This window comes from Streptomyces sp. NPDC093568 (genome assembly GCF_044764945.1).
Lineage (GTDB): Bacteria > Actinomycetota > Actinomycetes > Streptomycetales > Streptomycetaceae > Streptomyces.
Genome location: NZ_JBIWJD010000017.1, coordinates 21913 through 33112, shown reverse-complemented (window position 1 = coordinate 33112; position 11200 = coordinate 21913). Strand labels below are relative to the sequence as shown.

The window sequence follows — 11200 nt, the reverse complement described above, 5'->3', positions numbered from 1 at the left end:
GCAGCCCGGCGTGAGCGGTCGCGTGTGGCAAGAATGACCCCCATGCACATTGTGATCGCGGGTGGACACGGAAAGATCGCGCGCCGGCTGACCCGGGTGCTCTCGGCGCGCGGCGACAACGTCACAGGGTTGATTCGCAACCCGGACCACGCCGACGACCTGCGCGCGGACGGTGCGGAACCGGTGGTGTGCGACCTGGAGCACGCCTCGGTGGACGAGGTGGCCGGCCCCCTTGGCGGCGCCGACGCGGCGCTGTTCGCCGCGGGCGCCGGACCGGGCAGCGGCGCGGCCCGCAAGCAGACGGTGGACCGGAACGCGGCCATCCTCCTCGCGGATGCGGCCGAGCGCGCCGGGACGCGCCGCTTCCTGGTGATCTCCGCGATGGGCGTGGACAGCCCGCCGCCGCCCGGCACCGACCCGGTGTTTGCCGCCTACCTGAAGGCCAAGGGCGAGGCGGACGCCGACATCGCCTCCCGTCCGGGACTGGACTGGACGATTGTGCGCCCGGGGACGCTGACCGACGACCCCGGTAGCGGCCGTGTCACGCTCGCCGAGCACACCGGCCGCGGCCGGGTGCCGCGCGATGACGTGGCTGCGGTGCTCGCCGCCCTGCTCCACGAGCCCGGGACCGCCGGGCGCATCCTCGAGCTGATCAGCGGCTCCACCCCGGTCGAGGAGGCGGTGCGCGCCGTGGCCGGCGGCTGACGCCGCACTCCGACTTCGCCCGGGTGCGGGTAATGACTCACAACCGGGCGCTGGCAAGAGGCCCAGCGCAGCGAGGCCGACCCGGTGTTCCGCAAGCTGAGGGACATCCGGGGCCTCCTCGACGTGCGGCCCTTCTCCGAAAGGCCCGTCATGAAATCCGGAGCCCCTGATTACGACGCCTGGTACTCGCGCACGCCCTCGCAGGCCGAGGGCGAGCGGACGAGACGGGCGAGCGGACCGCAACGGAACAGCACCCCGACGTCCCCCTTGAGCTTCCTGGGCTGAGGCAAGGGCACGCCCACCGCGCCGACCGTACGCGTCAGGCCTCCGTCAGGGCCCTACGCGTTCCCCCGCCGCCGCGCACTGACGCACCAGCTGGAGGCCGCCGGCCGGCGTGGTCGGGCTGTGCGTGGCGTTCGTGCAGCGCCCCTGGAGGCGGGACAGCTCGTCCGCGCAGCGCTGCAGGGCCACTTCCAGGACCTCCGGCAAGTGCAGGGTGCCGGTGCCGTCCGGCGGGACCAGCCAGCGCAGGGCGCCCCAGCGGCAGTGCGGGGCGGGGGCGGCGATCCAGGTGCCGGCGCCGAGCAGACGCATGCCGGTGCCGATCCACACGGTCTGCGGCTCCGGCGGCAGCAGGAAGCCCACGTGGCGGCGCCGTGCGTCCAGCAGGCAGGGGCCCGGGTCGAGCAGCGGCAACTCCTCCAGGAGGTCGGCGACCCGCAACCCGAGCTCCTCCGGCACGACGAGCACGTCCCAGAACCGTCCGGCCTCCAGGAGCGCGATGCCCGTGCTGCCGTTCTGCCACTCCTCCTTGCAGGCGCCGGGGTCCTCCGACGCCGCGGCCAGCCACTCCATCGACCTCGTCCACTCCGTGAGTGCCATAAAGAGCCTCCCTGTGGTGCGCTGACGCCCGGTTGTCGCCTTAGTGCACCGGGTGCCCGGTGCCGCGGCCATACGGCGGGAGCTCAATTCCCCGTATGGGGCGAGCGCCCGCGCGCCAAACGGGCAGGTAGCAGGGCGTGCGCCCCCTCGGTGACGTTGTACGCCGTAGCCGGTGGCGGGCGCCGGGCGCGCCCGGCGCCGCTCCTGCCCGCGGTGTCACCAGCCGTACGCCGTCCGTGCTCGGGCCGCGCGGGGCGCTCCTGGCGGGCACATGTGGGGCGCCGGGCACTGCGTGCGCCGCCTGTGGAGGTTTGTCACCGTTTTAGGGTGTTTGGTGTGGTGCGCTGGTTCCAGTCGTTTCATAGGCCGTCGACGGTGGGACCCGTCGCGTCCGGCGGCGTACCCGAGCAGGACCTGGCCGCACCGTCGCGGCTCGCAGCGCTGCGCACCGCACTGGCCAGGATCGGCACCACCCTGGACGAGAACGCCACGCGCGCCGAGCTGACCCGGGAGGCGGTCCGGCAGGTAGGCGGCGCGGCGGCGGTGCTGCGCCTCGACACCGAGGCCGAGCCGGAGTACGAGGCGGTCAGCGGCGACCCGGCACTGCTGCCCGGCGTCGCGTGGGCCACCGCCGCCGCCCGGGAGACGAGCACGCTCGGGGAGGCCGCGACCCCCATCGCCCACGTCTCCGCCGACGGCGGCCGACCGGCCCTGTGCGTTCCACTGAGCACCGGCGGACGCACCTACGGCGTGCTGGTCTGCGCCCGCGACCGCGGACCGTTCACCCCGGCGGAATCCGAGCTGCTGGGAGTCCTCGCCGAACGTGCCGCGTCCCACATCCGGCACGGCCGGGAACACGAGCGGGTCCGGGGGATCGTCGGCAACCTGCAGCGCGCCCTGCTCGCCGAGCCCGGCCGCCCGCACCCGAACCTGGACGTCGCCATCCGCTACATGCCCGTCGGGCAGAGCGCCCTCGTGGGCGGCGACTGGTGCGAGACCGTCCGTCTGCACTTCGGCCGCACCCTGCTCGTCGTCGGCGACGTGATGGGCCACGGCCTCGAAGCCGCCGTCGACATGACCGCGTACCGCTCCTCGCTGCGCTACATCGCCTCCGCCGACCTGCCGCCGCACCGCGTGCTGCGCCAGCTCGACGACAGCGCCTCCGCGGAGCCGGAGCGCCGGCCCGCCACCTGCCTGATCGCCCGCGTCGACCCCGACCGGGGCCAGGTGACCCTGGCCAGCGCCGGCCATCTGCCCCCGGCCGTGATCGACGGCCGGGGCCGCACCTCACTGCTGCCCGTGCCGGTCGGGCCGCCGCTCGGCACGGGCCTCGGCGGCTACGAGCCGGCTACCTACCGGCTCGACCCGGCGCAGACGCTGGTGCTGTTCACCGACGGGCTCGTCGAGCACCGCGGCGAGGACATCGACCAGTCCCTGGACCGGCTGGCCGGCGTCGGCTTCCAGGCAGGCGCGGACGTCGAGGACGTCCTCGACACCGTTCTCGCCCGGCTCGACGCCCGGAACGCGGAGGACGACGTCGCCGTACTCGCCGCCCAACTGCACCAGCGCGTGCCGCGCGGCGACGGCCAGGACCCTTGAGCCGCGGCCCGCTCACCAGTCGTCGGCGTCGTACTGGGCTCCCGAGACATAGGGGTCGTGTCGTCGTCCCGGCCGGTCGGCCGGCTCCGCCGTCGGTGGCAGGCTCGCCTCCAGCAGGGCCTCGCACCACGGGCAGTCGTTGGTTTCCTCACTGTCGTTCCGGTCCATGCGAGCGGATCCTCTCTGGTTCGAGAGCGGGCGGTGTGGGTCGGGCACGGCATGACTCCATCCGGGGGACCGGCTCACCCGACCGGGTGGTAGCGGGGGCGGTCGGCGTACCACCGGCGCACGCCTCGGCGTTGCTCCGGCATGGACAGCAGTGAATCCGTGCGTCGCGTCCTGGGAGGCGATGCCGCACCCGCGTCGTACGTCGTACCGGCCGCCGGCGTCCTGGGCCAGCCGTCGATCTACGCGGCGCTGGTCGCCGAGTGGCGTGCCAAGGGCCGTACGGTTCCAGGGCGCCGGGACGGCGTCGCGGCCGCCGACAGCCAGGGCCAGGCGGTGACCTCCTGGGCGGTCGGCCGGTGTGCCGGCCTCGCCCCGGCGGAGGACCGGTACGTCGCCGAGCCCGCGCCCGCCTCCGTACCGGCCGTGCTCGTGCCGCGGGGCCTGCCGGGGCCGATGTTCGTGTGGGAGGGCAGCGCGAGCCGCGGTCGTGTCGGCGTCGCCGATCCGCTCACCGACTGACCGGCGCCGGGGCGGCGAGCGCGCCACCGGCCTCGCGCAGCGCCAGCCGCACGACGTCCGGGTCGTACAGGGCGCCGGTACCGTCCGGCGGCCACAGCCACTCCAGCCGCCATCCACCGGACTGGTACGGCGGCGGTACGGCGACCCACGCCCCCCGGCCGACATGGCGGACTCCGCGTCCGGACCACTCACCGGCCGCGGCCGGCGGGATGAAGAACCCGACCCGCCGGGCGCCGCTGTTCATCAGGACCGGCCCGCACGCCCGCCGTCGCGCGCGATCGAGGAACTCCAGGGTCCTCAGGCCGAGATGCTCGGGGACGCTCAGCACGTCCCACAGTCGGCCGGCCTCCAGCAGCACCGCGTCCGCGCCTCCGTCCCACTGCCGTTTGCACGAGCGAGGATCCGCCGCGGCCGCCGCGAGCCACTCGACGGCCTGCTTCCCCATGGCGCGCTGCATGTCCCTACCCCCAGCGATCTGTGCTCCGGCCCGTTCAGGGCCCCTCATGCTGGTGGATATTTCTATGCGCCGGAAGGGGTGGCGCGGCCTGGCGTTTGCAGGTGATTCGTACGCACTTCGCAGGGCTGTTCGGCTCCGGCGAGGTCCTGCCGCCTGCCTCGCCGTGTGTAGCTGACGCGTCATCTGTTTCGTGCGCTTTACGGTGGTTTAATGCGACTAGTGCCTAGATGGGCCCTGCTCTCGTCGGGATGTGCGCCTGTCTTCCTGATCGCGGGCTGGGCGATCGCGGCGCAGCTCGAAGGGCCCGCCTACGACCCGGCCAGACAGACGATCAGCGCCCTGGCGTCCTACGGCGCCGCGGGATTCTGGGTGATGACCGCGGCCCTGGCCGCCCTGGGCGTCTGCCACCTGCTCACCGCCCTGGGGCTGCGCGCCGCCGCGCTCCCCGGGCGGGTGGCGCTGGGCGCCGGGGGCGTGACGGCCTGCGTGGTGGCGATGATCCCGCCGCCGAGCAGCGGTGGGTCTCTGCGCCACGGAGCGGTCGCCGGGGTCGGCTTCGCCTTCCTCGCCCTGTGGCCGGTCCTGGCCGCCGATCGACGAGGCGTCGCACCCTGGGGTCTGCGGCTCGCGCCGTCCGTCACGGCGACCGTTCTGATGCTCCTCAGCGCCGCCTGGTTCCTGTTCGAGATGCACCAGGACGGCCCCGCGGGCGCCGCCGAACGCCTTGTGACTGCCATTCAGTCCCTGTGGCCGTTCGTGGTCGTCGCCTCCTGCCTGCGCCATCGCTACGGCGACGACCCGTCGACCGATCCGAACGGCACGTAGGGCCCGGGAACTCCCCGGGTGCCGGGCCCGACTCATGAAGCGGTACGTGCGTCTGGAGGCCGTCGATGAGAACACCCCCACTTGTCCCGCCCGCCCTCTGCGGGTTTCTGCTGCTCCTCGCCGTGATCTTCACGGTGTCGTATGCCGTCGGAGCGGCCGCCGGGCCCGTCGCGCCCGGTATGCACCGCTCCGGAACCGGCGGTGAGGGCGGCGGCACAGACACCGGGGAGAACGGCGAGATGGGGAACATGCGGCACGGGAGCGGCGGCTGATGACCACCGAACCCGCACCCCCGATCACGGTCACGGACCTGACCGTCGGCGGGATGACCTGCGCCGCCTGCGTACGGCGCGTGGAGAAGAAGCTCGCGAAGCTGGACGGCGTCACCGCGACGGTCAACCTGGCCACCGGGCGCGCCCGGGTCAGCCATCCGCCGCACGTCCGCCCCGAGGAACTCGTCGAGACCGTCGAGCAGGCGGGATACACCGCCGCGCTGCCCGAGCCGCCGCGCGCACGGGAGCGCCACGACGCCGAGGCCGCCGAGGACGGCCGCCCGGAGCGCACGAGGCTGCTGGTGACCGCACTGCTCGCGGTGCCGGTGCTCGTGCTGTCGATGGTGCCCGCCTGGCAGTTCCGCAACTGGCAGTGGCTGTGCTTCGTGCTGGCCGCGCCGGTCGCCGTCTGGAGCGCCTGGCCGTTCCACGTACGGGCGCTGCGCGGGCTGCGGCACTCCACGGCCACCATGGACACGCTGGTCTCGCTGGGCGTGCTGGCCTCCTTCTCCTGGTCGGCGTACGCGCTGTTCCTCGGTGGCGCGGGGGAGCCCGGCATGCGGATGCCGTTCAGCCTGCTGCCGTCCGCGCCGGACGGCGTGGCCCACGTCTATCTCGAAGCGGCGGTCGGTGTCCCGCTGTTCGTGCTGGCCGGCCGCCTGCTGGAGGCACGGGCCCGGCACGGCACCGGGGCGGCCCTGCGGTCCCTCGCCCGGCTCACCGTCCGGGAGGTGTCGGTCCGTGAGGACGACGGCCGTGAACGCCTCGTCCCGGTCGAGGAGTTGACGATCGGACGGACCTTCGTCGTACGGCCCGGCGAGCGGGTCGCCACCGACGGCGAGGTGGTGGAGGGCAACTCGGCCGTCGACCTGTCGCTCGTCACCGGCGAGAGCGAGCCGATCGAGGTCGGCCCCGGCTCGGCCGTGGTGGGCGGCGCCGTCAACGCGGGCGGGCTGCTGCTGGTGCGGGCGACGGCCGTGGGCGCGGACACCCGGCTCGCGCGGATCACCCGCCTGGTGACCGAGGCCCAGGCCGGCAAGGCGCGTGCCCAGCGGCTCGCCGACGCCGTGGCGGGGGTGTTCGTACCCGTGGTGCTGGCCCTGGCCGCCACCGTCCTCGGGTTCTGGCTCGGGGCCGGGGCCGATCCGCAGGCGGCGATCACCGCGTGCGTGGCCGTCCTGGTCGTGGCCTGCCCCTGCGCGCTGGGCCTGGCCACCCCGACCGCCCTCATGGCCGCCACCGGACGCGGCGCCCAACTCGGCGTCCTCGTCCGGGGACCGCAGGCCCTGGAGGGACTCCAGCACATCGACACGGTCGTCCTGGACAAGACCGGCACGCTCACCTCCGGGCACATGAGCGTCGCCCGCGTCACGGCCGTACCCGACGGGCTCGGCCAGGAAACCGTGCTGCGGCTGGCCGGTGCCGTGGAGCAGGGTTCGGAGCACCCGCTGGGCCGAGCCGTCGTCGCCCACGCCCGCAGGACCCTGCCCGAACAGGCGCCGCTGCCCGAGGTACGGGACTTCCACGCGGAGCCGGGCCGGGGCGTGCAGGGCCAGGTCGAGGGCCATCTGGTCGAGGTCCTCGCGCCGGACGACGAACTGCCCACCGCGCTGGCCAAGGCCCTGCCGGCCGCGGAGGCCGCCGCGCACACCCCGGTCCTCGTACGCGTCGACGGCACGGCCCAGGCGCTGATCGAGATCGGGGACGTCGTACGCCCCGGCAGCTACCGGGCCGTGGACCGGCTGCGGCGCCTCGGCGTCCGCCCCGTGCTCGCCACCGGCGACCGGGAGGCACCGGCGCGGGCGGTCGCGTCCGCCCTCGGCATCGAGGAGGTGCACGCCCGCCGCACCCCCGAGGACAAGGCCGACCTGGTACGGGAACTGAGAGCGCGGGGCTGCCGGGTCGCGGTCGTCGGCGACGGCGTCAACGACGCCGCCGCGCTGGCCGGCGCCGACCTCGGCATCGCCATGGGCAGCGGCACGGACGTCGCGATCGGCGCCGCCGACGTGACCCTGGTGCGCGGCGACATCGAGGCGCTCGGGGACGCCGTACGGCTCGCCCGGCGCACCCTCGGCACCATCCGCGCCAACCTGCTGTGGGCCTTCGGCTACAACGCGGTGACCGTGCCGCTCGCCATGGTCGGCCTGCTCAACCCGATGGTCGCCGCGGTCGCCATGTCGGTGAGCTCGTTGCTCGTGGTGGGCAACAGCCTGCGGCTGCGGGCCTGGCAGCCGGCGCCCGCCGGGGGCCGCCGGTACACGGAAAAGGGGAGCGCCCGATGAGCCCGAGCACGGCCGAGCCGGCCGCGGTCCGGCGGCACGACGAAGCGGCCGCCGCCCGCGCCTGGCGCCCGACCCGTCGCCGCGTCACCGACGGACTCCTCGCCGCACTCGCTCCGATCGCCGCCTGCAGTCTTGCCCTCGGCGGTCTGACCACGTGGGTGACTTCGGGCAACGCGGGCAGCCCGGCGCGGATCACGGTCCGCGACGGGCGGGTCTTCCTGCCCTACGGCGATGTCCGCGACACCGCGGCGTTCTTCCGGATCGGCAACTCCGGCGGCGCGGACGACCGGCTGCTGAAGGTGACCTCGTCCGCGGTGGGTGGTGACTTGGCACTCAGCCGGCACCGCATGATCGGTGAGACCGCGGCGTCCGCGGAGACGGTGGACTCGGCCCGCGTCCCGGCCGGCGGCGCTCTCGCCATGTCGCCGTTCGGCCTGGACGTGACGCTGCGGGCGGAGCCGGAGTGGCAGGAGGGCACCTATGTGCCCTTCACGCTGCACTTCGAGCGGGCCGGGCGGATCGAGGTGCAGGCGGTCGTGATCCGCCCCGGCGGGAGTGGGTGAGCGCATCACCCCACTCCCCTAGAAGTCGGCTGGCGCGCGCGCCCGGTTCCCTCACGTCGATGTGTCCTGTATCACTCTTCTGGGCTTGAGTGCGGGACAGGGGTGTTGTGCGTACCCACCCGTGACGAGTGGGCCCAGGATGCGAGGATGAGGGCCGTCATGACTGCTGGGTGGGGTGTGCGCACGATACGGGCCGCGGTGTTCGCGTCCGTCTGTGTGCTGCTCGCGGCCCTCGGTCACGTGCTCATGTCGGGTGCGGCCGTCCCGTGGTGGACGCTCGCGGCCGGCGCGCTCGCCACGGGCGCCGCGGGCTGGTGTCTGGCCGGCCGGGAACGGGGGCTCGCGCTGGTCGTGTCCGTCGTGGTCGCCGCCCAGGGCGGCCTGCACGCGGCCTTCGAGTTCGCGCAGTCCTCCGCGGCCACCGGGCACGACGGCACGGGCAACACCATGTCCGCCCACATGGGTTCCACGGACTCCATGGGTTCCATGGGGGCTATGGGCGCGGGACACATGGACATGGCCCACATGGGCGCCGGCCACACAGGCACGGCCCATATGGATGCCGGACCCACAGGCATGGCCCACGACATGGCCGGCATGTCCTCGCTCGGCATGCTTGCCGCGCACACCCTCGCCGCGCTGCTGTGCGGCCTGTGGCTGGCGCACGGCGAGCGCGCCGCGTTCCGGATCCTGCGGGCCGTCGCGGGCTGGCTGGCCGCCCCGCTGCGGCTGTCGCTCACCCTGCCCGTACCGCCGCACCGCCCGCGCCTCAGGCCTCGGCGCTCTCGCTCCGACCGGGCGCCACGGCTGCTTCCGCTCGTCCACACGATCACCTCTCGGGGGCCTCCGGCGGGGACCGCTGTCGTCTGAGACAGCCGGTTCCCCGAGGCCGCACGGCCGCGGACGTCGAGTCGTCGACGCAGACCGTGCCCTCGGGCCCCCGGCCGTACCTGTCGTACGGCCGTGTCCCTTGCTTCCCGGACTTGTCCGGTACGGCGTGCCCGGTACGTCGCGCGTTCCCGAGCCTCGATGCCCGGTGTGACGCCGCCGCGTCCGCCGCCGTACCGGAGTCCGGTCTACCCGAGAAGGACTCAGGTGATCACTCCTGTCCTGCCCTCACGCGCGGAACGCGTGAGGCACGCGATGGCGGACGACACCGCGCAAGCGGTCACCGGCGACGAGTCGGCGACCGCGTGGGCGCTGGCCGCCGGCGGCGGCGACCCGGACGCCGCCGACCGTTTCGTCCGCTCCCTGCACCGTGACGTCGTGCGGTACGTGGCGCATCTGTCCGCCGATCCGCAGGCCGCCGACGACCTGGCGCAGGACACGTTCCTGCGCGCGCTCGGCAGCCTGCACCGGTTCGAGGGCCGCTCCTCGGCGCGCGCATGGCTGCTGTCCATCGCGCGTCGCGCGGTCATCGACAGCCACCGGTACGCCGCCGCCCGGCCCCGGCTGTGCGACACCGACGACTGGACGCTGACGGCGGAGCGCGCCCAGCCGACCGGCCTGCCCGGCTTCGACGACGGCATCGCGCTGCTCGACCTGCTGGACACGCTGCCCGACGAGCGCCGTGAGGCGTTCGTCCTGACCCAGCTGGTGGGCCTTCCGTACGCGGAGGCCGCCGAGATGAGCGACTGCCCCGTCGGGACGGTCCGCTCCCGCGTGGCCCGCGCCAGGGCGACCCTCGTCGAACTGCTCGCCGAGGCGGAGGCGGACGTCGAAGCCGCGGCCGCCTGACCGGGAACCCGGTGTCGGTCTCCCCGCCGGGAACTGACACCGGGTTCGCCCCGACTACTGGATCGGGCGGCGGAGATCCGCCCGAGTAACCAGTGGATCCAGGGGAGTTGTTTCGATGCGTTCTCGTAGGTGGCGGGCGACGACGGCCGTGGCGTTCGGCGGCCTGTTGGCGGCGGGCTGCGGCAGCGGGGGCGACGGCGACGCCGGTCCGGCCGCCGGCAAGGGCTCAGCCGGCTACCCGGTCACCGTGACCGACTGCGCGGGCGCCAGGACGACGTTCACCTCGGCCCCGCGGAACATCGTCACCAGCAACGCCTCCAGCCTGGAACTGCTGCTGCGCCTGGGCGCCGGGGACAAGGTGCTCGGCACCGGCTTCCCGCCCGGAAAGGGCACCCTGCCGGGCGCGCTCGACGACCAGGCCCAGCGGGTGAAGGTGCTCGGCGAGCACGTCATCCCCAAGGAGAAGCTCCTCGGCTCCGGCGCCGATCTCTACATCGACACCTTCGCCTCGATGGACATGGGCGCGGGGATGGGGGAGACGCCGAGCGAGGAGGAGTTCAAGGCGGCCGGCATCAAGCACACCTTCCTGAAGTCCACCGCCTGCGCCGCCATGAGCGAGAGCCCGGTCACCGACCTCTCCGCCGTCCAGGACGACATCACCTCCCTCGGGGCGGTCACGGGGATGCGCGCGAAGGCGAAGGAACTCGTCGACGGGATGCGCGAGAAGGTGGACGCCGTCCGCGAGGCGGTGGGCGGCACCGCCGAGGACGAGCGGCCCGCGTACTTCTTCTTCGACTACGACGCCGGCACCAAGCAGCCCATCGCCGTCTGCAACCGCCAGGTCGCCAACGCGGTCATCAGCCTCGCCGGGGCCCGCAACGTCTTCGCCGACTGCGACGGCGACTACAAGCAGGTCGGCTGGGAGGACGTGATCGCGAAGAACCCGGACTGGATCCAGCTCGGCGTGCGCAACCGGGGCAGCCGGGCCGCGAACGACCGGGCCTTCGACGAGGCTCAGAAGTGGCTGGAGTCGAACTCCGCCACCAAGGGCCTCAAGGCCGTCAAGGAGGGCCACTTCCTGCGCATCGGCTCGGAGCGGACCACGATCGGCGGTGTCGCCAACGCCGACACCGTCGAGGAGATCGCCAGGACGCTGTACCCGGGCAAGGTCCGCTGACCGTGACCGACAGT

At 73.9% G+C, this 11200-nt stretch carries 14 protein-coding genes; 10 read left to right on the top strand and 4 right to left on the bottom strand.

What is annotated here, in order from left to right; translation table 11 throughout:
• The first annotated feature begins 42 nt into the window (after positions 1-42).
• Positions 43-705: an SDR family oxidoreductase gene (locus tag ACIRD7_RS39165; RefSeq protein WP_403460777.1), complete on the top strand. Its 663-nt coding sequence runs from the start codon at positions 43-45 to the stop codon at positions 703-705.
• 170 nt (positions 706-875) lie between these two features.
• Here the strand turns inward: ACIRD7_RS39165 and ACIRD7_RS39160 are convergent, their stop codons facing one another.
• Together ACIRD7_RS39160 and ACIRD7_RS39155 are read right to left on the bottom strand one after the other, a co-directional pair.
• Complete coding sequence (locus ACIRD7_RS39160) at positions 876-1007, bottom strand: hypothetical protein (protein WP_403460776.1); 132 nt, start codon at positions 1005-1007, stop codon at positions 876-878.
• Between the two features lie 28 nt (positions 1008-1035).
• Positions 1036-1587 carry a hypothetical protein gene (locus ACIRD7_RS39155; RefSeq protein WP_403460775.1) on the bottom strand — a complete coding sequence of 184 codons (552 nt, stop codon included), beginning with the start codon at positions 1585-1587 and terminating at the stop codon, positions 1036-1038.
• Positions 1588-1962: 375 nt separating this feature from the next.
• Between ACIRD7_RS39155 and ACIRD7_RS39150 the strand changes: the two genes are divergently transcribed.
• Positions 1963-3186 carry a PP2C family protein-serine/threonine phosphatase gene (locus tag ACIRD7_RS39150; protein ID WP_403460774.1) on the top strand — a complete coding sequence of 408 codons (1224 nt, stop codon included), beginning with the start codon at positions 1963-1965 and terminating at the stop codon, positions 3184-3186.
• Positions 3187-3198: 12 nt separating this feature from the next.
• Here ACIRD7_RS39150 and ACIRD7_RS39145 read toward each other — a convergent pair whose 3' ends face one another.
• A complete protein-coding gene (locus ACIRD7_RS39145) occupies positions 3199-3354 on the bottom strand; it encodes a hypothetical protein (protein ID WP_403460773.1) in 156 nt (51 codons plus the stop codon).
• Positions 3355-3495: 141 nt separating this feature from the next.
• Here ACIRD7_RS39145 and ACIRD7_RS39140 point away from each other — a divergent pair, with 141 nt between their 5' ends.
• Positions 3496-3873: a hypothetical protein gene (locus ACIRD7_RS39140; protein WP_403460772.1), complete on the top strand. Its 378-nt coding sequence runs from the start codon at positions 3496-3498 to the stop codon at positions 3871-3873.
• Here the strand turns inward: ACIRD7_RS39140 and ACIRD7_RS39135 are convergent.
• Complete coding sequence (locus ACIRD7_RS39135) at positions 3863-4318, bottom strand: hypothetical protein (protein ID WP_403460770.1); 456 nt, start codon at positions 4316-4318, stop codon at positions 3863-3865. The genes ACIRD7_RS39140 and ACIRD7_RS39135 overlap by 11 nt on opposite strands.
• Positions 4319-4540: 222 nt before the next feature.
• Here ACIRD7_RS39135 and ACIRD7_RS39130 point away from each other — a divergent pair, with 222 nt between their 5' ends.
• The 7 genes from ACIRD7_RS39130 to ACIRD7_RS39100 all read left to right on the top strand — a co-directional run bounded on the left by ACIRD7_RS39130 (position 4541) and on the right by ACIRD7_RS39100 (position 11186).
• Complete coding sequence (locus ACIRD7_RS39130) at positions 4541-5155, top strand: DUF998 domain-containing protein (protein ID WP_403460769.1); 615 nt, start codon at positions 4541-4543, stop codon at positions 5153-5155.
• A 65-nt stretch (positions 5156-5220) separates the two neighbouring features.
• A complete protein-coding gene (locus tag ACIRD7_RS39125) occupies positions 5221-5427 on the top strand; it encodes a hypothetical protein (protein ID WP_403460767.1) in 207 nt (68 codons plus the stop codon).
• On the top strand, positions 5427-7709 hold the full coding sequence (locus ACIRD7_RS39120) for a heavy metal translocating P-type ATPase (protein WP_403460766.1): 2283 nt from the start codon (positions 5427-5429) through the stop codon (positions 7707-7709). Before ACIRD7_RS39125 ends, ACIRD7_RS39120 begins: the two co-directional genes overlap by 1 nt.
• Positions 7706-8272, top strand: coding sequence for a copper chaperone PCu(A)C (locus ACIRD7_RS39115; RefSeq protein ID WP_403460764.1), 567 nt, complete (start codon positions 7706-7708; stop codon positions 8270-8272). The genes ACIRD7_RS39120 and ACIRD7_RS39115 overlap by 4 nt, the downstream gene beginning before the upstream one ends.
• 159 nt (positions 8273-8431) lie before the next feature.
• Entirely contained in the window at positions 8432-9142 is a 711-nt protein-coding gene (locus ACIRD7_RS39110) for a hypothetical protein (RefSeq protein ID WP_403460763.1), read from the top strand.
• 225 nt (positions 9143-9367) lie between these two features.
• On the top strand, positions 9368-10009 hold the full coding sequence (locus ACIRD7_RS39105) for a sigma-70 family RNA polymerase sigma factor (RefSeq protein WP_403460761.1): 642 nt from the start codon (positions 9368-9370) through the stop codon (positions 10007-10009).
• A 115-nt stretch (positions 10010-10124) separates the two neighbouring features.
• The gene (locus ACIRD7_RS39100; RefSeq protein ID WP_403460759.1) at positions 10125-11186 is read left to right on the top strand and encodes an ABC transporter substrate-binding protein; all 1062 of its coding nucleotides are present in this window, start codon (positions 10125-10127) and stop codon (positions 11184-11186) included.
• Positions 11187-11200 lie beyond the last annotated feature (14 nt).

Excerpts from the sequence above, each read along its gene's own strand:
- ACIRD7_RS39165 (WP_403460777.1), top strand. The coding sequence starts at position 43 with ATGCACATTGTGATCGCGGGTGGACACGGAAAGATCGCGCGCCGGCTG.
- ACIRD7_RS39155 (WP_403460775.1), bottom strand. The coding sequence starts at position 1,587 with ATGGCACTCACGGAGTGGACGAGGTCGATGGAGTGGCTGGCCGCGGCG.
- ACIRD7_RS39145 (WP_403460773.1), bottom strand. The coding sequence starts at position 3,354 with ATGGACCGGAACGACAGTGAGGAAACCAACGACTGCCCGTGGTGCGAG.
- ACIRD7_RS39140 (WP_403460772.1), top strand. The coding sequence starts at position 3,496 with ATGGACAGCAGTGAATCCGTGCGTCGCGTCCTGGGAGGCGATGCCGCA.
- ACIRD7_RS39135 (WP_403460770.1), bottom strand. The coding sequence starts at position 4,318 with ATGGGGAAGCAGGCCGTCGAGTGGCTCGCGGCGGCCGCGGCGGATCCT.
- ACIRD7_RS39130 (WP_403460769.1), top strand. The coding sequence starts at position 4,541 with ATGCGACTAGTGCCTAGATGGGCCCTGCTCTCGTCGGGATGTGCGCCT.
- ACIRD7_RS39125 (WP_403460767.1), top strand. The coding sequence starts at position 5,221 with ATGAGAACACCCCCACTTGTCCCGCCCGCCCTCTGCGGGTTTCTGCTG.
- ACIRD7_RS39120 (WP_403460766.1), top strand. The coding sequence starts at position 5,427 with ATGACCACCGAACCCGCACCCCCGATCACGGTCACGGACCTGACCGTC.
- ACIRD7_RS39115 (WP_403460764.1), top strand. The coding sequence starts at position 7,706 with ATGAGCCCGAGCACGGCCGAGCCGGCCGCGGTCCGGCGGCACGACGAA.
- ACIRD7_RS39110 (WP_403460763.1), top strand. The coding sequence starts at position 8,432 with ATGACTGCTGGGTGGGGTGTGCGCACGATACGGGCCGCGGTGTTCGCG.
- ACIRD7_RS39100 (WP_403460759.1), top strand. The coding sequence starts at position 10,125 with ATGCGTTCTCGTAGGTGGCGGGCGACGACGGCCGTGGCGTTCGGCGGC.